We start from the raw sequence: 19,236 nt of genomic DNA on the forward strand, positions 1-19,236 counted from the left end.
CTTAATTTCATTAATGAGTTATAACAACTTTTTATTATTTTGTCAACTATTTCTCATACATTTCATATTTATACATTTATTGTGTAGAAATAGTGTGTAATGGTATTTCATTATACTCTGTAGAGCGTGTACCTTCCAGTGCTTTATTACTACATCCTTTTACCGTATAGACAAAAGAGATCTTTGGCTCATCTGTACTGTTTTTATTGGCTCTATGCAACAGTTTACAGTGAAACAGTACTACATCACCTTTTTTTAGGGCATTGCTTACTTTCGTACCGAGTAAAGAGTGATTTTGAGGGATATTTACTGAGAAATATTCCTTCTCATCAAATTGAGACGCTTCAAATGCCATTTTATGGCTTCCCGGGATAAATTCCAGAACACCATTATCACTGTTTTCCTCATCCAGTGCCAGCCAGATACTGACAAGATTGTCATTTTCAAAATGCCAGTAACGAAAATCCTGATGCCAGGAGGTCTCTGTGGAAGTATGCGGCATTTTTGTCATAATAGAGTTATGATGGGCTATGGTGATCGTAGGGTCTTCTCCCAGTATCTGCCCAAGTATTGGACGTATCTTTTCACTCTCCATCCACTGCCTAAATACAATATCACGATGGTAGACCTGTCGAAGCCGTCTTACAGTAATACGCTCTTCCCTCTGTTCACTCTTCCCGTCAGAGATACGTTCTCTCTCCTCTTTGGACTTCCCTACATACTCTGTCTCTGTCTCAATAGGAGGTACTTTATGCTTTAAATGTGCCTTTGCTATATCTTTAATGGTGTCACAGAGTTCATGATCTGCAAAATTGGATAAAAGTAAAAATCCATCTTTGTCAAATTGTACAAGCTGCTCTTCAGTCAGTCTCATAAGTATACCTTTACACTATAGTTGACGCACATTATAGCGTAAGATTTACCAAAATCATGAAACCTCATAGCTTACATAGCATAGAGTATTTTAATTTTTAATGGCTTTTTCATAGCATGATGCGGAATAAAACAAACCAAATTTCTTTGCTCTTCCTTCTTTATATTTCTGAGTTGAATATTTGGTTGCAACCGGATTACATTCATCAATCCACTCATCTAAAGGATACACTTTTACTTGTTTGAAACCCATTTTTCTAAAAATAACTGCTTCAAGTGATGCTCTGTGTCCAGTGTTACAGACAACAATCAATTTGTCTTTTATCAATTTGTCATCATCGTCAAGTGCAAAATTTGAAATGGCTAATTCAGGTGTTTGTCTACCGACTCTTACACTTCCTTTAATATGTGCTCCGGCCCATTCCTGTACAGTTCTTACATCCACAACCAGTGTATCTTTTGATTTTAACGCCTTTTTTACCTCATCTGTTGTTGCACGCAATCCATTTTTTATATTTTGCTGCAATAATTTATCTGCTGTTTCATGATAGGAAACAAACGTTGATGCCATGCCTGAAGTAAAAAACACTGCCAATAGTACTATAATCTTAGATAATCTCATTTTTAACCTTTTGTAATAATTTAAACGGATTATAGAATAAAATTTATCATTTTAAAAATATATAAAATTTGATATAATCATTAAAATTATCAATAAGTTGGAAATATGACCCTGAGAGAATTAGAACTTTTTTATTATTTGGCAGACAATACACATGTATCTCAACTTGCCCAAAAACTTTCTATAAGCCAATCAGCCATTTCACTTTCTATCAAATCATTGGAAAAAAAGCTTTCAGAACCACTCTTTGACCGCATCGGTAAAAAGTTAATTCTCAATGAGCGTGGACGCTTTTTTAAAGAAAAAACCTATCCTCATTATCTCATACTAAAAGAAGCGGAGCACTGCTTTAAACACAATAAACTTTCAGGGATACTGCGTATCTCATCAAGTAAAAGTATTGGTGAATTCATCATGCCTCAAGTGATGTATGACTTTCTTTCAGAGTATACTGATGTCTCTTTACAGCATCAGATCCGTAATTCCGCAGATATTTTAAAAGAAGTTTTAACCGGTTCTACTGATATTGGCTTTGTTGAAATGGTCTGTAAAGAAGCTGATCTCATCAAGCATCAAATAGGAAAAGATCAACTGATTGTTGTATCAAGCGATGCCAAACTTGCAGAAAAAACATACTATATTGATCAGCTTTTTTCTAAAAAATGGCTTTTGAGAGAAGAGGGATCCGGAACAAGAGAGGTTTTTCTAAAACGTTTAGGGAAACTTGCTTCAGATCTTCCTATTTTTATGCATTTTAATGAATTTGAAGAAGTAAAGACACTGCTTTGCAATAACTCTGAGGCTATTACCTGTATCTCCCGCTTTGCTGTAGAAAAAGCACTTGAAAGTAAAGAACTCTACGAAATCAAACTACACAATATGACTTTTGAAAGAGAATTTTATATGGTCTACCATAAAAATAAATATCAAAGTAAACTCTTTGAAACATTTACATCACTTTCAAAAGAATATTTCCATTAAAGTGTAACATTCTCTATAAATTCCACCTCATCCCCACGTACTATGAGTGCATCTATACTAAATGGTATATCCAAGCCTTTGATTTTGAGATAATAGTGTGCAGAGTTAATGACTTTACGAAGCTTGGCAGGCGTTACATTGTAGACAGGATCAAAAGTATCAGACTTCCCACTTTTTACCTCTATAAAATGAAGCACCTCATCCTGCTCGGCGATAATATCTATCTCACCAAGTTTTCTGGCAAAATAGTTGCGCTCCAAAATCACAAAACCCTCCTGTTCCAAAAACTGTGTGGCAAGGGTTTCACTTTGATCTCCAAAGAGTTTGGGAAGTTCACGCATCTCGTATAAATCCCATCACTTTCTCGTCTGTCTTTTTCGTCTCATTCACTAAAGTATCTAAAATATGAAATACCTCTTTAAACTTCTTATCATTTTTACGTTCTAGTTCTATGAGTTGTTTAGCTAAGGCATTGTAATGCAAGGTAAACTCTCGAAGTTTCGTAAAGGTACGCATTATCTCTATGCTCACCTCAATAGCAACCTTACTTTTCAGTACAGCAGAGAGCATATAGACACCATTTTCTGTAAAAGCATATGGCATATACTTTCTATGTTTTCCTCGTCCATTGTCTAAGGTCACAAATTGTGACCTTAAAGAATCATATTCCTCACTAGTCAATTGAAACATAAAATCATCAGGGAATCTTTCACTATTTCTTTTTACTGCTTGGTTAAAAACTTTTGTTTCCACTTCATACAACGATGCCAAATCTTTATCTAGCATAATTTGTTTACCACGTAGTGTGTAGATTTTATGATGTATGGGGATAGTTAATTCATTCATGGGTACTCCTAACTGTTTATATTACCAAAATTCTCTAAGGCGAGTCCTTCAAAAATATACCTTGATTATGAACGCAATCATTACATCAAAAATTGAGGTATTTACTTAGTATGGTAATATTAGAAGTATAGAAGAAAAAAGAAGGAGGTAATAAAAACATGTCAAATTGTCATATTTTTCATTAAATCTCTTTTTCCTCATTCATTTTACAATAATTGCAAGCCATATATAGCTGTTATAACAAACGTATAAGCCCCAAGCAGATATACATTTCTTGGATTTCCTGAGAGTTTTGGTGTTTTGATCTCTGATACATTTAAAATGGCAAGTCCAACACCACTAAGATATAATATTATGACAAAAGTTCCATGACTGACTATGCTTTCAAATAAAAATACAAAAACCAAAATTAAGCTATTATTATCAAGTGCCAGACCTGTATATTTCGTTCCTCCTGCTAAACCATAAGTACTAAAATAACTTAGCCGTATAGCTGCAGCTGCCATCATTATAAAGGCTCCAAAAAGAAATATTGGCTCAAATTTTCCATAAGATAAAAGTAAAATTGCTGGAGTCACCCCGTAACTTACTATGTCTATTAGTACATCAAGCTGCCCGCCAAACTTTGCGTCAGTAGGTGTTCTTTTCTTTAACTTTCTTGCAACCAGTCCATCAGCCCAGTCAAAGCCAACTGCCCAAACCATACCAATCATAGCCGCAGCATAAAGACCTGTGATACTAAAATAGATAGCAAGAACGGTACAGGCTAGACCTGAGAGGGACAATAGGTTAGGGATATCTCTTACATAAGAGAGAATCATTGGTTGTTTCATTTTTACACCTTATTTTATTTTATTATATCATAATTCAGTATTTAAGCAAATATTAAATTAATTTTTAGTAGCACTCTCTTTTAAGCTTGTATGGGTATCATGGAGTAAATGAGGAAGTTTAATGAAAATAGTATATACCGTTGGTACCTTTGATATGGTTCATGTTGGTCATTTAGATCTGTTAGAATACTGTGCAACCTTAGGTGATAAGTTTGTAGTGGGAGTAGCTTCAGATGAAGTAGTAGGTTCATACAAAAGAAATGTACCTGTTGTTCCATTAGATCAAAGAATGAGAATGCTAAAAGCATTAGGATGTGTAGATGATGTTGTTTCCTATGATAAACTGGAATACGTAAGTAACTGTAAAAACTTAAATGTAGATATCTTTGTCATTGGAGAAGACTGGGGAGATAAACCACATAATATTGCCGTTGAAAAATATCTCAAAGCAAAGGGTGCAAAAATAATACAAGTCAGCTACAACCCTCTGACCTCTTCAACAAAAATAAAACAAAATGTGATTGCACAATCTCATAAAGGGAAATATTCGTCACAGATTGTTGCGTAGATATTTTGAAAAGACTCTTTATTTCCAATACCTTAAATTGTATCAGATAGTATCTTTTATAGAGTCGCGAAATGCAACCTTATACCCTACCCACAAGCCACCTCATCCCCTACAGGGATAATATCGACTTTTACGGACTTAAAACGTGCTGTCATAATGAGTTCGTCACACTCATCTCCAAAGAGGGCATTGATGTGGCTTTTGGCATGGTGAAAAGTGCAGAAGAGGGTTTTTGTTCTTATTTTGTCTGTAAACTTGACTGTAAGTGCTTCACTCTCTCCATAGGCACTTTTCAAGATGACTTTATCACCCAGTTTCTCTTCATCTTCAAGCGGAGCAAGGAGTACATCTTCATCATACTTTGTATCTAACTTGGAGCTTCGTTTGGTCTGTGCAGCATTGTTGTAGTGCGCCAGTGTACGCCCTGTGGTGAGATAATACCCTTCCAGCACATCGTTGTAGAATTTTTTCTCTACAATTTCCTGCACCATCCCTCTTGGTTCATACTGCTTATAGACATACTTCCCTAGTCCATCTTCTGTACGAAAATCAAGCAGGTGCAGTATAGGCGTGTCTTCATGATAAATTGGCCACTGCATCCCACGCTTTCTGTGACGCTCCAGCCTGTAGTAGTCTGCACCGCTGAATCTTCTAGGTGCCACCTCTCTGACCTCATTCCAGACATCTTCAGAAGTTTTGAAATGAAAGTTCTTCTCATCTCCGAGTTTGTGTGCCATCTGCGTCAACACTTCCCAGTCATCAGGTAGATTTGTCTCTACCAGTGGCTGAGAAAGGTGCAGTCTTCTCATGGCATTAACATAGACACCAGTCTTTTCATAGGCAGATTTCACCCCTATGACAATGTCCGCTTTTTGGGCGATCTCTGTCATGAAAAGTTCCTGCGTCATAATAAACTCGAGATTTTCTATAGCTTTTTCCGTCTTGTTGACATTTGGGTGAATATGGACGATATCTTCTCCCATATTGAGCAGTGCCTTAATTTTGCCATCAAACATCGCATCCATGAGTTGTGGGGTCATAAGTCCTATTTTTTCAGGTGTCTGGTAGTCAGGCAGGTAGTAAGGCAGACAGCCCATATCACACGCTCCCTGTACATTGTTCTGTCCACGAAGCGGCATAAGCCCCGCACCTGTTTTACCAATGTTACCCGTCATCAGTGCCAGATGCGTAATAGCCATCACTGCATATGAGCCATCGAGATGTTCTGTAATACCCAACCCCCAAAAAATCATTGATTTTTTTATGGCATACTCTCTGGCAATATTTGGGATCATCTTAGCCAGATACTCATACCCTTCTACTTCTTTGAAAAATGCCGGATTGGCATAGGGGTCATTCAGTATTTTCTCTTTAAATACATCAAAGTCTTTAGTACGATTTTGAATAAAACTTTTGTCATAAAGCTCTTCATCAATGATGACATACGCCATCATATTAAGCAACAACAGATTCGCCTCAAAAGGAATGATACAACTATGCTTTGCCAGTCGTGCCAGCTTGGTCTCACGCACATCAATGACAGAGAGGTTGTTATGTTTCTTTGCCATATCTACAATACGGTTAGCGATGATAGGGTGCGCCTCCATAGTGTTGGAGCCTATGACTAACATATATTCACACTCATAGATGTCATTATAGGGGTTGGTCGCAGCCCCCTCACCTATGGTCGCTCGCATCCCCTTGAGGCTTGGAGAGTGACAAACCCTTGCACAGTTGTCTACATGTGGAGACTCCATAGTCTCACGGCAGAATTTCTGAAAGGCATAGGCACTCTCACATGATGTTCTCGCACCTCCTATAGCACAAAAACTTTCACTGCCATACTGCTTTTTTATTTCGTCAAGCTTCATTGCCGCCATGCTGGTGGCTGTGTCCACGTCACAGGTCATATATGCATCATCAAAAGCTACAAGCTTTGCACCAAAAACTTTTTGAAGCTGCGGGTTTTTGGCTAAAAAAGTTTTTTTAATTCTAGGCTCACGAATACGGTCTTTGGCATCCACGAAATCATACCCGTATTTCCCCTTGATACAGAGCTTTCCCTCGGAAACCACCCCGTCTTTTTGGGCAAATATCTTAATGATCTTGTTGTCTTCCACCACTCCAGTGATGTCACATCCTACACCACAGTAGGTACAGACACTCTCTATCTCTTTACGTTGCGTATCTTTTTTTGTCATGATTGATGCCTTTTGAAACAAATGAGACTAAATTTATCCTAATTAGGCTTAAAACTTAGTCTTGTTAACTTTTCTTTGTTACTCTCGTGCAAAATTATACCTAAAGGATAGCAATGTTTACAATAAACATAGAAAAAGAGTGTGGATGTTTCAAAAAGTCCGACTTTGAAAATAACAAACGTTTTGCAAGTAAAGATGATGCACTCGTAGAAGCCATGAATATGGTAAAAGTCATGAATGACGAATGGTGCCAGAAACATGAATTTACTTTCAGTGAAGATGGACAAAATTTCCAAATAGCTGTTGATGAAAGAGCCAAAGCCCATTCAGGATGCTGCGGCGGCGGGCACTGTAGTTAAATTATAATACCTCACTCGTAGGGGTCAACCCATGTGTTGACCCTCCAATTTTGGGCAAATCCGTGTTTAAACCTAAAATTTGGGCAGACACACAGGTCTGCCACTACAACATTATTTAAAATTTCCAAACACCAACGGTGCCTTCAAATCAAGCGTCTTTACCTCAGCCATCACGGCCTGCAGATCATCTATCTTCTTACCTGACACGCGTACTTCATCCCCCTGAATAGACGGAGTTACTTTGCGTTTCATCGCTTTGATGGCTTTGACTATCTGCTTGGCTTCATCTTTATCTATCGTATCTACAATACGGTAAATCACTTTCGTGTTCCCGCCACTTATACCCTCAGTTTTCACCTCTTCGAGTGATTTTCCTGCAATGTTACGCTTAATGAGTTTAGAGATGAGTATATCTTTAAGCGCATCTATCTTCGAGTCTGTAGAAGAACTCAAAGAGAGTGTTTTTGCTTGCTCATTCAAATTTATCTCAGCCTTCACACCTTTAAAGTCAAAGCGCGTCGCTACCTCTTTCTCTGCCATAACGATAGCATTCTTCATCTCCATCATATCCAGCTTCGCCGTGATGTCAAAATAGTGGTCTTTTGCCATAGTAACTCCTTATTTCTCAATCCTCATCATAGCAATATTACCATGTACCACATCAAGTTTACCCAATGCAGTCATTGCCTCTTGCATTTCACTCTCTTTACATCTGTGTGTTGTAAAAAGAAGTTTAGCGATATCTTCACTCTTGGTTGGTTTTTGCAACATAGACTCTATAGAAATACCAAATTCACCCAATGCAGAAGTAATTGTTGCCAATACACCACTCTGATCATCTACTTCCAGTCTAAGGTAATACTGAGTCACTATCTCATCTTTACTAAGCAGTGTAAGTCCGCTCTCCAAACCTTTTTTATATCCAAGCATAGGACCGTGGTTTCCACGTACAATATCTACTATATCAGCGATCACTGCAGAAGCAGTAGCATCACCTCCGGCACCGGGTCCATAATACATCGTCTCTCCGACTCTGTCACCTACTACGGTTACAGCATTCATCACACCATCTACTTTGGCAATCATAGACTCTTGCGGTATCATCGTTGCATGTACACGCAGCTCTACACCCTGTCCCACTTTTTTAGCAATCCCAAGCAATTTTATCTCATAGCCGAACTCTTTGGCAAAAGCTACATCTGTTTGTGTAATATTTTCGATACCTTCTATAAGAATATCTTCCGGTTTTGCATCTATTCCATAAGCAATACTTGCCAAAATAAGCAGTTTGTGCGACGCATCAAAGCCCCCAACATCAAAAGTTGGATCTGCCTCAGCATACCCAAGCTCTTGTGCCTCTTTTAAAATAGCATCATACTGTGCGCCTTGACCGATCATTTTGGTAAGCATATAGTTACATGTACCATTCATGATCCCCTGAATAGATTCAATGTGATTCGCACTCAGTCCCGTACGCAGTGCACCGATGATTGGAATACCGCCTGCAGTACTTGCTTCATACATAAAGGGGATATCGCCTGCCAGTGCCTGAAGCTCATAGCGGTGATAGGCAAGCAAGGCTTTGTTGGCAGTCACTACGGCTTTGCCGTTCTCAAGTGCTTTTTTAACCAATGCATATGGCTCTTCCACCCCACCCATAAGCTCAACTACGATGTCAATCTCCGGGTCATCTATGACATCCAGCGGATTGTCAGAAATTTTAATAGAAACACCTCTGTCTTTAGCAAGATTTTTGACCACGCCGGACTTCACAACGATCTTTTTCCCTGCTCTGGCTTCAATAATATCTGCATTGGCTTCAAGAATATTGGCTACACTCGCGCCTACAGTACCGACCCCCAGGATCCCTATCTTAACCATTTTTCTTTTCCTCGTCTACTTTTTTTAGGAATTTTTTAATGTTCTTGGCTGCCTGACGGATGCGTTTTTCATTTTCAATCAGTGCGATACGTACATATTCATCACCATATTTTCCAAAACCGATACCGGGACTCACCGCCACACCTGCTTCCTGAAGCAGACGTTTCGCAAACTCCATACTTCCCATCTCGCGACAACTCTCAGGGATCTTCCCCCAGATGAACATGGAGGCATTGGGTTTACCCATTTTCCAACCGGCATTTCCAAAAGATTCCAACATTACATCACGTCTCTTCTGATACCGTGGAATAATCTGCTCATCGGGTACATATCCATGTTCATCCAGTGCTACAGTAGCAGCCACCTGGATCGGTGTGAACATACCGTAATCCAACCATGATTTGATCGCCTGTAATGCACCGATGAGCTTTTTATTTCCTACAACAAATCCAACCCGCCAACCTGCCATATTATATGATTTCGAAAGGGTATAAGATTCAACTGCCACCTCTTTGGCCCCTTCAACACTCATGATAGAGGGGGTTTTATATCCATCAAATGTAATATCTGCATAGGCAATGTCAGAAATAACATAAAAACGTTTCTCTTTTGCCAATGCCACAAGCCTCTCATAGAACTGAGGTGTAACTGTTGCCGTACTTGGGTTATGCGGGAAGTTCACTACCAAAAATTTTGCCTGAGGAACAGAGTTATCCAGTGCTTCTTCAAGATCAGACAAAAATCTTTCTTCATCTACCTCGAAAGTCTCTTCATTAAAAACAAGTTTCATCTTTTCTACATTGGCACCCGCCAAGATGAATGCCTGAGAGTGAATAGGATAGGTAGGATCGGGGACAATGGCAACATCACCCGGATTGGAAATAGCCTGTACCAGATGCACATATCCCTCTTTACTACCCATAGTAGCTACAATCTCTGTATCAGGGTCAAGATCGGCATTATATTTACGTTTATACCATTTACTCATAGCAAGACGGAGTTTATATATTCCTTTGCTTGCACTGTAGCCGTGTGTTTTTGGCTTCATTGCCGTTTCACAAAGTTTATCGACGATCGGCTGTGGTGTTGCGGCATCAGGGTTGCCCATAGAAAAATCTATGATATCCTCCCCTTTTCTTCTTAATTCCATTTTAAGATCATTGATCTCTGCAAAAAGATATTTAGGTAATCGGTTTATTTTTTCAAATTGAATTTCATCAAACATTTTTTCTCTCTTGTACTTTATTTATCTAATATGAACTGTTTGTCTCTCGATCTATACTTACACTTTGTACCTGTATCTCTGTTCCTGGAGCAGCAGTTGTTTCTGTAGGGGCTATCGCATTTTCAATATGTAACTCTTTTTGATTATTCTTTTCCTTTGGCGTGATCATTTGGCTGATCTTTTCTTCTGAAAAGGGAAGCAGTTGGCTTAACTGTTTTTTATCAAACTGTGTAAAAAAATACCAGGAAGCATATGCGAGAAGTGCCAGTACTAAAAGCAGTAACCACTTTGACTTTCCTTTTTTCTCTTCTACTACCGGCAATCCCAAAGTAACACTTTCATCAGCATTATATTGGTCATAATAGGATAATGCTTCTTTTTTTAAGGCAGAGAGATCTGCTTTGTATTCACGTTCAAGAATAGAGATAAATCCTAACGTTTTTACCTTTTTCAACTTATCAAAATCACCTGCCAGAAGTGCATCAATATTCGTTTCAGAAATATTTGTTTTCTTACTGATCGCTTTTGTACTATTCTCTTCAAGTATCTCATTTAACTGCATAACCCATCCTATGTATTAAAATTGCTGCTGCTGCACTGACATTGAGTGAGTCAAATGCATGCTTCATCTCTATGGAGACTTTATGATCTATTTTTGATCTTGCTTTTTTAGAAAGTCCCTTGTCTTCGCTCCCCAGTACAAGTACACGTTTATGCATAAAAAACATCTCTTGCACTGCTTCACCTTCCATTGCTGCACCATAAAAAGAGAAACCTACCTGCTGCAACTCATTGAACACATCCAAAATATTATGTGCTACAAGAAAAGGCATATCCAGTAGTGCTCCTGAACTGGTACGGGTAACAGCTGAGAAGTTCAACTGTTTAACCCCACTGGCAATCACAGCATCAGCACCAAGTGCATAAGCACTTCTCACGATCGCTCCTATATTCCCTACATCAGTTAAACCATCAAGCAGCACAATAAAATTATCTTTTTTGATCGAAGAGAGACTGCTTTGTTCAAAATCGGAAACTTCAAGTAAAATCCCCTGATGGTTCCCACCTTTACTCATGGACTGTGCCCATTTCTCTTCCAAAAACTTGATCTTGTCATGATGCTCATGAAAAAGCTTTTGAGGGAGTATCCCTTTTTTGGCTACATAGACAGTTGTAATGATTTCCGGGTGTTGCTCTAAAGCGTAGAGACAGACCTGCTTTCCATAAATTATCATAGGGTAGATTTTACCCTTTTTTTGCTTTTAGCGGGTTAAGGGAATTTCTAAGAATAGCTGATACCCACAACATCTAATGTATGAGTTCGTTATACCACTCTTTTACTGACTTATCACTCAGCTGTGCCAAAAGTTTTGCTTTTGGTTTTGGAGGCATATCCAACGATAAAATTTCTGAAAAATTCAAACTTTTTTCTACTGTTTTTTTTGCCCTTATCACTACAACCCACTCGCCTCTGATCGTCATATCTTTAAGCGTACAATTAAGCTCTTTTACACTGCCCCTGTAGTAGGTTTGGTACTTTTTACTGAGCTCTTTCGCTAAAAAAAGTTCTCTGTTCTCATCCAAAACTTCTATTTCATTTAAAAGCTTTTCCAAACGGTGCGGAGACTCATAAAGTATGGTGTTGTATCCATTATGCATCGCTTCACTGAGTGCTGCTGCTCTCTCTTTCCCTTTGTGCGGCAAGAAAGCATAAAAAAGAAACTTTCCCTCTTCAAATCCTGAAGCGGCATAGGCCGTAGTAACCGCCGAGGCTCCAGGAAGTACATCATATGCTATAGCATTTTCCTGGGCATAGGCTACAAGTAACTGTCCCGGATCGGAGATAACCGGCATTCCTGCATCACTTACATAGACCACCTCCTTCTCAGACAGAACATTTCCGAACTCTTTAAGGCGCTCTTCTCCATTATGTTCGTTAAAAGAGATAAAGTCAGCCTCAGGATACGTCATACCAAACCGCTCTTCGAGCAGTCTTAAAAGCCGTTTGGTTTGACGTGTGTCTTCACATAAAAAGAGAGCTGCTTTTTCAAAAAGCCTTATCGCACGAATAGTAATATCTTGGGGATTTCCAATAGGAGTGGGGATAAATGTAATCATTTTTTTACTTTATTAAAAAGAAACAACCAGCCAAAAGTGACTAGTCACTTGAGCTTCCTGCTGAAGGAAACTTAGCGTTAGCGTAAGTGCAAGGAGCTTTTGCTCTTTGCACGTTCCATTAACTGAGTTTATATTTGCTTTTAAATTTCTCTACTCTACCTGCAGCATCAAGAATTTTCTCAGAACCTGTAAAGAATGGATGACATTCATTACAAATATCAATACTCATCTCAGGCTTATTTGATCTGACTTCAAACTTGTTTCCACAAGCACAACTTACTTTACATTCCATGTAATCCGGGTGTATATCTTTTCTCATTTTGAGACCTTTAATAGTTATTTTGTGACAGGCAACTAACCTGTTCTAGCCATTTTGACTCTTCCTCTGTATCACAGGGGGTGTTGCAACAGTCTTTGCTGAGACAACAATATTACCGCACTAAGTAAATAGGGCAGAATTATATCGAAATAATTTTAATTTTTTATAAAAGTGTTTTTGAAGCCACCGCACATGCGGCACTCTCACTTTTTAAAACCAGAGGTATATCAAATCCCACAATATCTTCAGCCTTAAAAAGTGCTACTTCTTCTTCATGAAAACCACCTTCGCACCCTATGACAATCGTATCAAAGATCCTCTGGGAAACAAAATTATTTTCTGAAAAATTAAGCATTTTACTCTCAGGGTATTGCGTGATGAATGTTTTTAGATCCTCAACCATTTCCAGCTGCATCATCTGACTTCGTCCTGATTGTTGAGAAGAATTTAAAAGTATTTTTTCCAAACGCTTAAAATCAAGTTTATAACTTTTTTGGGAGCGTTTACAGTAAATAAAAGTAATCTTCTCTACCCCCATTTCATTCAATGAGGGGAGTACTTTCTCTATATTCTTTGGATCAATCAGACACCATCCAAGATGCAGTTTCTTGGCAGCTTTGATCTCCGTAGCCATACTCTCCTGCAACATCAGTGTTGCAATTTTTTTATCTATACTATCAACAAGATAACGATGGATCAGCCCATCTTCCAAATTACGCAGATACAGGGTGTCACCAGCTTTGTGTCTGCGTACTTTAAAGATGTAGCGGTGTTCATCTCCTGTGAGCCTTAAAGAAGATTCACCTGCTGTTTTTAGGTAAAGATACAACATCTTCTTACAGTGTCACAATACCTTTGGCTTTGAGTATCATCAAAACAACCATGGCTACAACCAAAAAGATCTCAATCAGAGAGATCTTGAAAAAAGCACTTTTTAAAAGTAAATGGGTATTTCTGTTATGTAGATCTGAGAGTTTGATAAGTTTATACTTTTTGATCTCAATAAACATCAGTGCTGCCCATACTACGACCATAATAATACTTGCAGTATCCCATCCTGTATGTCCTGCATAGATTGCTACTATTCCTGCAAAAGCTATCATTGTTGCCAATGCCTGGAAGATCATCGTATAAATAAAACTTGCCTTTTTAAATCCTACTGGATTTTTTGCTGTCATAAACGGAATAGCTATCCCCGCTACCAAAAAACCCAAAAATACCTTTACCAATATGCTGTGTGCTGTGATCATTTGTTCTATCATAGAAACTCCTTAAAAGCGGATTATATCCTATTTTGTTATATAATCCTTATAATTTCCAGATTAAAAGGCATATCATGGCTATTTCAATTACTGAAGCGTTAGATATTATTTATGCGAACTGCTCCCCTGTCTCTACAGAGATCATCCCTATAGAAGAGTCTCTGGGACGTATTATGACAGAGGATTCCATTGCTACTTTTGACCTGCCACGCTTTGACAACTCTGCCATGGACGGATATGCTGTTAAGTGTACCGATGCTGATCAAATTGTCATTTCCAATGAAGTAATCTATGCTGGTGATGATCCTACTATGACACTTCAGCAGGGCACAGCAATCAGGATAATGACAGGCGCTCCACTTCCAAAAGGTTGTGAAGCCATTATCCCTATTGAAAATGTTACAGTAACAGAGGATAAGGTTTTCCTTCCCAAAAATATAGAAAAAGATGCCCATATCAGAAGAGCGGGAGAAGATGTTAAATGTGGTACTGCCTATCTTCATAAAGGAGAAAGGATCACAGCCTACAGTATTGCTCTGCTGGCTAGTCAGGGTATTACACATTTGAAAGTCTACCGTAAGATCAGAGTTGCCGTATTTGGTACAGGAGATGAACTGCGTCCCCATTTTGAGAAAATAGAACCACATCAACTCTATAATTCCAATACTCCTATGTTCTTAGCACGCGCCAAAGAATTAGGCTGTGAAACACGCTACATTCCAAGCAGTGGAGATACTATTGATGCTTTAGAAGCTTCCGTCACCTCTGCACTGGATGCAGATATCATCATTACTTCGGGTGGTGTAAGTATGGGAGACAAAGATTTCACCAAAGAGGCATTCGGAAACTTGGGAATGAAACTCTATTTTGACAAGGTAGATATTAAACCGGGAAAACCTACCGCTTTTGGGAAAATAGACAATACTGCCATCATTAATCTTCCTGGAAATCCTTTGGCTTCCATGGTCAATTATGAACTCTTTATACGTGCAGTGATCCATAAAATATCAGGAGCCAATGCCTTTTACCATACTACCGTTGAAACGACTGTGAGAGAAGATTTTAAACTGAAAAAAGGAAAATATACAGTTCGTCTGGGAACATTTGACGGGAAAACATTTATGCCACTTAAACAACAACTTCCAGGCATGGTCTCACCTATGCAAAAAGCGGATGGATTTATTATTACATTACCGGATGTAGATTTTCTTCCTAAAGGAATGAAAGTAAAGATGATTCCAATCTGTTGGGAGTTAAATAGTTCTAAAGAAGAGGATCTGTTTACACATTGATATAGAGCATATCAATATTTACAAGGTGGGCAAGTGCCCACCAAATAAATAATATCTTACAATCCTGAAATATATTCAGCCACTGCTTTCACATCTGCATCACTAAGTCCGGAAACCTGACCTTTCATCAACATCCCCATACCTGCAACATTTCTTGTACCTGCTTTATATTCAGCGATTTTTGTTTCAAGATCCGCTGCTGGTTGACCTGCAATTACTTCTGACTTTCCAAGTGCTTTTGTCTTACCGTCTTTACCGTGACATCCTGCACATTTGGCAAATGCTGCTTTTCCTGCTTCATTTGCTGCCGGAGATACTGCTGCTTTTGCCGCATCTACTGCACCTGCTGCTGCTTTTGTTGAATCAACCGCTGCTGCTGCCTTTTCTTTGGCTGCTTCAGTTGTCGCTGCTGCTCTCTCTTTGAGTGCTTGTGCCGCATCTGCCGCTTTTTGCGCTGCTGCTTCTTTTACTTCAGTTGCTTTTGCTGCTGCTGTATCTACCGCTTTAGCTGCTTCTTCTTTCACTGCTTCTGCCGCCTCAGATGCTTTTGCTTTTGTTGCTTCAACCGCATTTGCAGTTGCTTCTTTTGCTGCATCTACCGCACCTGCTGCTGTATCTTTCACTGTTTCTGTTGCTTTAGCTGTTGCCTCTGCTGCTGCTTTCTTTGCATCTTCACCACATGCAGTAAATAATACTGCTGCTGCTACCAATGCAAGTACTGTAATCTTTTTCATATCTATCCTTTGTATTTTGGTAGGCATATTATACTAAACTTTTTTAGGGTTTTTAATTAAAGTCTGTTTCAAAAGTTTTTTCCAAAGTGTACTGTCACTCCATTCACTCTGCACCTGCGGAGAAAAAATGATCTCCTCCAAATTTATTTTTCCCATCAGTTCACTATGTGCATCTTCTTCAAATCCCTGCGCATACCCTGTTTCCGTCTCATGCACAATAATACTGTGAAGTCTTACTTCTCTCTCACCATTTTGCATATTTGTACATGCCAATATACGTTCTACCATTAGATAAATCACACGTGAAAACTGCTCTGCTGAAGGGGAAACCGGTAGTTCTACCCATCTGTTAGAGTATTTTTTCATACTTTCTATATACTCTTTATCATCACCAGACCATAGTGTAATGGCATGATCAAAGGAGTCTATAAGCTCTTTTATATAAAGTTTAGTCAAGCCAAAATCATAGACCATTTGACCATTATCCAAATAGTTAGACTCCAATAAAACTTCAACTTTATAAGAGTGTCCATGGATATTTTCACTACAACGCTGTGTAGAACAGTCTCGCACAATGTGTGCATTTTCAAATTTAAAAAGTTTTCGTATTAACATTGTAATCCTTAACAGGAGTAGTTAACTCTGATTTTAACCAATATACCTTAACTTTTCGACAATTCAGCCCAGCTTCCGAGCTACTTTTTGACTCAACAATCATTTGAAATAAATGGCTATGAGAAGTGCCTTTTATATCTTACACCCTTTCCCTGCAATATCTTCCAGACTTGATTCCCGAAACATCTTTTGTAATAAAAGCTTTGGTTCCATCCACTGGTCATGAAGAGCACATTTACACATCCCATTACAAAACCCTATACCCAAAACACACTGTTCCTCCTGAATTGAATCATGAAATACATTTAAAATATCATCAACTTTAATGTCTGAAGCTTTTTTACTTAGACTATATCCACCTTCTCGCCCTCTCATTGAAATGACCAGATCTGCTTTCACTAATTCAGTCATGATTTTTGTCAAAAATTTATAAGGTATCTGTAATACTTTAGCCAATTCTGTAGCATTTATCAGTGGAGAATCTTTTTTGTCAGCCATATAAGCCAACATTCGTATCGCATATTGTGAGGTATTACTTAATTGCATATGACCCCTTTAAATTTAACTTTGTACGTCATATTATAATACAAATAGTTTAATTACTACTTTAAGGTAGTATTAAAGAATACTAGCTAATATTCCAATTACTACTAAAAGGTAGAATTTAAAAAAGGAGTATTTATGACTGAACGTATAACAAAAAGTATGGCAAAAAATATCTATTACGGTGGCGGTACCTTTGCACTGTTGATATTTATTGCTCTCTCTTTTGATACAGTACATCAAATACCAAAACGATCAAACCAGGTAAACATGACCCCATCTGTCGTTGAAGGCAAAAGAATCTGGGAGCAAAACGACTGCGTAGGATGCCATACTCTTATCGGTGAGGGAGCATACTATGCACCTGAACTCATGAATGTATTTCAAAGAAGAGGCGGTAGTGATGTAACAGCATTTAAAGCTTATATGCAAGGCTGGATGGCTGCACAACCATTAAGTACACCAAACAGAAGAAAGATGCCACAATTTAATTTGACACCTAAACAGGTAGACAATTTATCTGATTTCTTAATCTGGACGTCTAAAGTAAATGCCAATGACTGGCCACCAACCATTGAAGGATAGGAGAAAATATGAAATATAGTTCACAGGCGGTCGCAAAACCGTATTTTATTTTTGCATTAATTCTTCTCGCAGGAGAGTTATTATTTGGTATCCTCATGGGTATTCAGTATGTATATGGAGATTTCTTGTTTCCACTCATTCCATTTAATGTTTTACGAATGGTACATGTTAACCTACTGATCGTTTTACTCCTTTTTGGTTTCATGGGTGCTACATATTATTTGGTTCCTGAAGAGGCAGAGCATGAGCTATGGAGTCCAAAACTGGCAATCATTACATTTTGGGTATTTGTTGTAGCGGGTGTATTAACCATCTTGGGATATCTGTTTGTACCATATGCTGAGTTAACGAAACTTACATTTAATAATATTCTACCTACTATGGGACGGGAGTTCTTAGAACAGCCTCTACCTACTAAAGTTGGTATTGTTATCGTTGTTCTTTCATATGTCTTAAATACTGCTATGACAGTTATTAAAGGAAGAAAAACTGTTATTACGACTGTTTTACTGACAGGTCTTATAGGTCTTGCAGTCTTTTTCTTATTCTCTTTTTATGTACCTGATAACCTGATTGAAGATAAATTCTTTTGGTGGTTTACCGTTCACTTATGGGTTGAAGCTGTATGGGAACTTATTCTTGGTGCAATTTTAGCCTTTGTTGTACTCAAGGTTACAGGTGTGGACAGAGAACATATTGACAAATGGCTCTATCTGATCATTGCGATGACTATGGTCTCTGGTATTTTGGGAACAGGTCACCACTTTTTCTATATGGGTGCACCAGAATATTGGCTATGGATTGGTTCTATCTCATCTGCAGTTGAACCGTTACCATTTTTCCTGATGATTCTATTTGTATTTACCATGTCAAAAGAGCGAAAGATCCAACATGACAATGAAATAGCATTGACATGGGCAAAAGGAACAGCGGTGATCTCTTTCTTGGGTGCCGGGGTTTGGGGTTTCATGCACACACTTGCCCCTGTTGATATGTATACACACGGTACACAACTCACAGCAGCACACGGACACCTTTCATTTTATGGAGCGTATGTAATGATTGTCTTTACTGTCATCTCTTATGCTATGCCGATCTTAAGAGGTCGTCCACATGGAAACTGTAAAGCTGCTCAAAAAAGAGAACTCATTGCATTTTGGATGATGAATATAGGTATGGTAGGACTTACTTTAGCACTTACCGTTGCCGGCATTATGCAAATTATGGATCAAAGAGTGGGAACACATCTAGTTGGCTTCATGGAATCACAGGCTTCTATTAGTAGTGTTTACTTCGTGCGTCTTGGATTTGGTCTTTTGGTCTTTGCTGGTCTTTTGGTTTATTTTTCTAGTTTCTTTGTCAAAGAAGACAAAAAATAA

Annotated in this window: 24 protein-coding genes; 6 read left to right on the plus strand and 18 right to left on the minus strand. The window is 38.4% G+C overall.

Annotated elements, in window-relative coordinates:
* Positions 1 to 76: 76 nt before the first annotated feature.
* Both MVE01_RS01030 and MVE01_RS01035 read right to left on the minus strand, forming a co-directional pair.
* Positions 77 to 874, minus strand: coding sequence for a phytanoyl-CoA dioxygenase family protein (locus MVE01_RS01030; RefSeq protein WP_472560301.1), 798 nt, complete (start codon positions 872 to 874; stop codon positions 77 to 79).
* 90 nt (positions 875 to 964) lie between these two features.
* Complete coding sequence (locus tag MVE01_RS01035; protein WP_472560302.1) at positions 965 to 1,495, minus strand: rhodanese-like domain-containing protein; 531 nt, start codon at positions 1,493 to 1,495, stop codon at positions 965 to 967.
* Positions 1,496 to 1,600: 105 nt separating this feature from the next.
* On the opposite strand from MVE01_RS01035, the gene MVE01_RS01040 reads away from it, so the two are divergent.
* A complete protein-coding gene (locus MVE01_RS01040) occupies positions 1,601 to 2,476 on the plus strand; it encodes a LysR substrate-binding domain-containing protein (protein WP_472560303.1) in 876 nt (291 codons plus the stop codon).
* Here the strand turns inward: MVE01_RS01040 and MVE01_RS01045 are convergent.
* The 3 genes from MVE01_RS01045 to MVE01_RS01055 all read right to left on the minus strand — a co-directional run bounded on the left by MVE01_RS01045 (position 2,473) and on the right by MVE01_RS01055 (position 4,155).
* Positions 2,473 to 2,817 (minus strand): YraN family protein, encoded by a 345-nt coding sequence (locus MVE01_RS01045; RefSeq protein WP_472560304.1) that lies wholly within the window; start codon positions 2,815 to 2,817, stop codon positions 2,473 to 2,475. The genes MVE01_RS01040 and MVE01_RS01045 overlap by 4 nt on opposite strands.
* Positions 2,810 to 3,322 (minus strand): ORF6N domain-containing protein, encoded by a 513-nt coding sequence (locus MVE01_RS01050; protein WP_472560305.1) that lies wholly within the window; start codon positions 3,320 to 3,322, stop codon positions 2,810 to 2,812. The genes MVE01_RS01045 and MVE01_RS01050 overlap by 8 nt, the downstream gene beginning before the upstream one ends.
* Positions 3,323 to 3,528: 206 nt before the next feature.
* Positions 3,529 to 4,155: a CDP-alcohol phosphatidyltransferase family protein gene (locus MVE01_RS01055; RefSeq protein ID WP_472560306.1), complete on the minus strand. Its 627-nt coding sequence runs from the start codon at positions 4,153 to 4,155 to the stop codon at positions 3,529 to 3,531.
* Positions 4,156 to 4,276: 121 nt separating this feature from the next.
* Here MVE01_RS01055 and MVE01_RS01060 point away from each other — a divergent pair, with 121 nt between their 5' ends.
* On the plus strand, positions 4,277 to 4,723 hold the full coding sequence (locus MVE01_RS01060) for an FAD synthase family protein (RefSeq protein ID WP_472560307.1): 447 nt from the start codon (positions 4,277 to 4,279) through the stop codon (positions 4,721 to 4,723).
* Positions 4,724 to 4,809: 86 nt separating this feature from the next.
* Here MVE01_RS01060 and MVE01_RS01065 read toward each other — a convergent pair whose 3' ends face one another.
* Entirely contained in the window at positions 4,810 to 6,924 is a 2,115-nt protein-coding gene (locus MVE01_RS01065) for a molybdopterin oxidoreductase family protein (protein ID WP_472560308.1), read from the minus strand.
* Between the two features lie 113 nt (positions 6,925 to 7,037).
* On the opposite strand from MVE01_RS01065, the gene MVE01_RS01070 reads away from it, so the two are divergent.
* Positions 7,038 to 7,283 (plus strand): hypothetical protein, encoded by a 246-nt coding sequence (locus MVE01_RS01070; RefSeq protein ID WP_472560309.1) that lies wholly within the window; start codon positions 7,038 to 7,040, stop codon positions 7,281 to 7,283.
* Between the two features lie 111 nt (positions 7,284 to 7,394).
* On the opposite strand, the gene MVE01_RS01075 is transcribed toward MVE01_RS01070, so the two are convergent.
* The 9 genes from MVE01_RS01075 to MVE01_RS01115 all read right to left on the minus strand — a co-directional run bounded on the left by MVE01_RS01075 (position 7,395) and on the right by MVE01_RS01115 (position 14,088).
* Positions 7,395 to 7,892: a YajQ family cyclic di-GMP-binding protein gene (locus MVE01_RS01075; RefSeq protein WP_472560310.1), complete on the minus strand. Its 498-nt coding sequence runs from the start codon at positions 7,890 to 7,892 to the stop codon at positions 7,395 to 7,397.
* Between the two features lie 9 nt (positions 7,893 to 7,901).
* A complete protein-coding gene (locus MVE01_RS01080) occupies positions 7,902 to 9,164 on the minus strand; it encodes a homoserine dehydrogenase (protein ID WP_472560311.1) in 1,263 nt (420 codons plus the stop codon).
* On the minus strand, positions 9,157 to 10,389 hold the full coding sequence (locus MVE01_RS01085) for an LL-diaminopimelate aminotransferase (RefSeq protein WP_472560312.1): 1,233 nt from the start codon (positions 10,387 to 10,389) through the stop codon (positions 9,157 to 9,159). The genes MVE01_RS01080 and MVE01_RS01085 overlap by 8 nt, the downstream gene beginning before the upstream one ends.
* Positions 10,390 to 10,414: 25 nt before the next feature.
* A complete protein-coding gene (locus tag MVE01_RS01090; protein WP_472560313.1) occupies positions 10,415 to 10,951 on the minus strand; it encodes a hypothetical protein in 537 nt (178 codons plus the stop codon).
* The gene (gene rlmB, locus MVE01_RS01095) at positions 10,938 to 11,624 is read right to left on the minus strand and encodes a 23S rRNA (guanosine(2251)-2'-O)-methyltransferase RlmB (RefSeq protein WP_472560314.1); all 687 of its coding nucleotides are present in this window, start codon (positions 11,622 to 11,624) and stop codon (positions 10,938 to 10,940) included. Before rlmB ends, MVE01_RS01090 begins: the two co-directional genes overlap by 14 nt.
* A 73-nt stretch (positions 11,625 to 11,697) precedes the next feature.
* Entirely contained in the window at positions 11,698 to 12,507 is an 810-nt protein-coding gene (rsmI, locus tag MVE01_RS01100) for a 16S rRNA (cytidine(1402)-2'-O)-methyltransferase (protein WP_472560315.1), read from the minus strand.
* A gap of 118 nt (positions 12,508 to 12,625) precedes the next feature.
* A complete protein-coding gene (gene rpmE, locus MVE01_RS01105; protein WP_472560316.1) occupies positions 12,626 to 12,826 on the minus strand; it encodes a 50S ribosomal protein L31 in 201 nt (66 codons plus the stop codon).
* Positions 12,827 to 12,989: 163 nt separating this feature from the next.
* The gene (locus MVE01_RS01110) at positions 12,990 to 13,658 is read right to left on the minus strand and encodes a 16S rRNA (uracil(1498)-N(3))-methyltransferase (protein WP_472560317.1); all 669 of its coding nucleotides are present in this window, start codon (positions 13,656 to 13,658) and stop codon (positions 12,990 to 12,992) included.
* A gap of 4 nt (positions 13,659 to 13,662) precedes the next feature.
* Positions 13,663 to 14,088 (minus strand): hypothetical protein, encoded by a 426-nt coding sequence (locus tag MVE01_RS01115; RefSeq protein WP_472560318.1) that lies wholly within the window; start codon positions 14,086 to 14,088, stop codon positions 13,663 to 13,665.
* A gap of 74 nt (positions 14,089 to 14,162) precedes the next feature.
* Here MVE01_RS01115 and MVE01_RS01120 point away from each other — a divergent pair, with 74 nt between their 5' ends.
* Positions 14,163 to 15,380 carry a molybdopterin molybdotransferase MoeA gene (locus tag MVE01_RS01120; RefSeq protein WP_472560319.1) on the plus strand — a complete coding sequence of 406 codons (1,218 nt, stop codon included), beginning with the start codon at positions 14,163 to 14,165 and terminating at the stop codon, positions 15,378 to 15,380.
* Positions 15,381 to 15,436: 56 nt separating this feature from the next.
* Here the strand turns inward: MVE01_RS01120 and MVE01_RS01125 are convergent, their stop codons facing one another.
* From MVE01_RS01125 to MVE01_RS01135, 3 genes are all read right to left on the minus strand, one after another.
* Positions 15,437 to 16,114, minus strand: a complete 678-nt coding sequence (locus MVE01_RS01125) for a c-type cytochrome (protein ID WP_472560320.1) — start codon at positions 16,112 to 16,114, stop codon at positions 15,437 to 15,439.
* A 33-nt stretch (positions 16,115 to 16,147) separates the two neighbouring features.
* A complete protein-coding gene (locus MVE01_RS01130) occupies positions 16,148 to 16,729 on the minus strand; it encodes a 6-pyruvoyl trahydropterin synthase family protein (protein ID WP_472560321.1) in 582 nt (193 codons plus the stop codon).
* A 132-nt stretch (positions 16,730 to 16,861) separates the two neighbouring features.
* Entirely contained in the window at positions 16,862 to 17,275 is a 414-nt protein-coding gene (locus tag MVE01_RS01135) for an RrF2 family transcriptional regulator (RefSeq protein WP_472560322.1), read from the minus strand.
* A gap of 135 nt (positions 17,276 to 17,410) precedes the next feature.
* Between MVE01_RS01135 and MVE01_RS01140 the strand changes: the two genes are divergently transcribed.
* Together MVE01_RS01140 and MVE01_RS01145 are read left to right on the plus strand one after the other, a co-directional pair.
* Positions 17,411 to 17,857, plus strand: a complete 447-nt coding sequence (locus tag MVE01_RS01140; protein WP_472560323.1) for a c-type cytochrome — start codon at positions 17,411 to 17,413, stop codon at positions 17,855 to 17,857.
* Positions 17,858 to 17,865: 8 nt separating this feature from the next.
* Positions 17,866 to 19,236, plus strand: coding sequence for a cbb3-type cytochrome c oxidase subunit I (locus MVE01_RS01145; RefSeq protein ID WP_472560324.1), 1,371 nt, complete (start codon positions 17,866 to 17,868; stop codon positions 19,234 to 19,236).

The sequence above is a fragment of the Sulfurovum sp. genome, from assembly GCA_026990595.1.
Lineage (GTDB): Bacteria > Campylobacterota > Campylobacteria > Campylobacterales > Sulfurovaceae > Sulfurovum.

Coding starts and splice junctions, on each gene's coding strand:
- MVE01_RS01030 (WP_472560301.1), bottom strand. CDS start 874: ATGAGACTGACTGAAGAGCAGCTTGTACAATTTGACAAAGATGGATTT.
- MVE01_RS01035 (WP_472560302.1), bottom strand. CDS start 1,495: ATGAGATTATCTAAGATTATAGTACTATTGGCAGTGTTTTTTACTTCA.
- MVE01_RS01040 (WP_472560303.1), top strand. CDS start 1,601: ATGACCCTGAGAGAATTAGAACTTTTTTATTATTTGGCAGACAATACA.
- MVE01_RS01045 (WP_472560304.1), bottom strand. CDS start 2,817: ATGCGTGAACTTCCCAAACTCTTTGGAGATCAAAGTGAAACCCTTGCC.
- MVE01_RS01050 (WP_472560305.1), bottom strand. CDS start 3,322: ATGAATGAATTAACTATCCCCATACATCATAAAATCTACACACTACGT.
- MVE01_RS01055 (WP_472560306.1), bottom strand. CDS start 4,155: ATGAAACAACCAATGATTCTCTCTTATGTAAGAGATATCCCTAACCTA.
- MVE01_RS01060 (WP_472560307.1), top strand. CDS start 4,277: ATGAAAATAGTATATACCGTTGGTACCTTTGATATGGTTCATGTTGGT.
- MVE01_RS01065 (WP_472560308.1), bottom strand. CDS start 6,924: ATGACAAAAAAAGATACGCAACGTAAAGAGATAGAGAGTGTCTGTACC.
- MVE01_RS01070 (WP_472560309.1), top strand. CDS start 7,038: ATGTTTACAATAAACATAGAAAAAGAGTGTGGATGTTTCAAAAAGTCC.
- MVE01_RS01075 (WP_472560310.1), bottom strand. CDS start 7,892: ATGGCAAAAGACCACTATTTTGACATCACGGCGAAGCTGGATATGATG.
- MVE01_RS01080 (WP_472560311.1), bottom strand. CDS start 9,164: ATGGTTAAGATAGGGATCCTGGGGGTCGGTACTGTAGGCGCGAGTGTA.
- MVE01_RS01085 (WP_472560312.1), bottom strand. CDS start 10,389: ATGTTTGATGAAATTCAATTTGAAAAAATAAACCGATTACCTAAATAT.
- MVE01_RS01090 (WP_472560313.1), bottom strand. CDS start 10,951: ATGCAGTTAAATGAGATACTTGAAGAGAATAGTACAAAAGCGATCAGT.
- rlmB (WP_472560314.1), bottom strand. CDS start 11,624: ATGATAATTTATGGAAAGCAGGTCTGTCTCTACGCTTTAGAGCAACAC.
- rsmI (WP_472560315.1), bottom strand. CDS start 12,507: ATGATTACATTTATCCCCACTCCTATTGGAAATCCCCAAGATATTACT.
- rpmE (WP_472560316.1), bottom strand. CDS start 12,826: ATGAGAAAAGATATACACCCGGATTACATGGAATGTAAAGTAAGTTGT.
- MVE01_RS01110 (WP_472560317.1), bottom strand. CDS start 13,658: ATGTTGTATCTTTACCTAAAAACAGCAGGTGAATCTTCTTTAAGGCTC.
- MVE01_RS01115 (WP_472560318.1), bottom strand. CDS start 14,088: ATGATAGAACAAATGATCACAGCACACAGCATATTGGTAAAGGTATTT.
- MVE01_RS01120 (WP_472560319.1), top strand. CDS start 14,163: ATGGCTATTTCAATTACTGAAGCGTTAGATATTATTTATGCGAACTGC.
- MVE01_RS01125 (WP_472560320.1), bottom strand. CDS start 16,114: ATGAAAAAGATTACAGTACTTGCATTGGTAGCAGCAGCAGTATTATTT.
- MVE01_RS01130 (WP_472560321.1), bottom strand. CDS start 16,729: ATGTTAATACGAAAACTTTTTAAATTTGAAAATGCACACATTGTGCGA.
- MVE01_RS01135 (WP_472560322.1), bottom strand. CDS start 17,275: ATGCAATTAAGTAATACCTCACAATATGCGATACGAATGTTGGCTTAT.
- MVE01_RS01140 (WP_472560323.1), top strand. CDS start 17,411: ATGACTGAACGTATAACAAAAAGTATGGCAAAAAATATCTATTACGGT.
- MVE01_RS01145 (WP_472560324.1), top strand. CDS start 17,866: ATGAAATATAGTTCACAGGCGGTCGCAAAACCGTATTTTATTTTTGCA.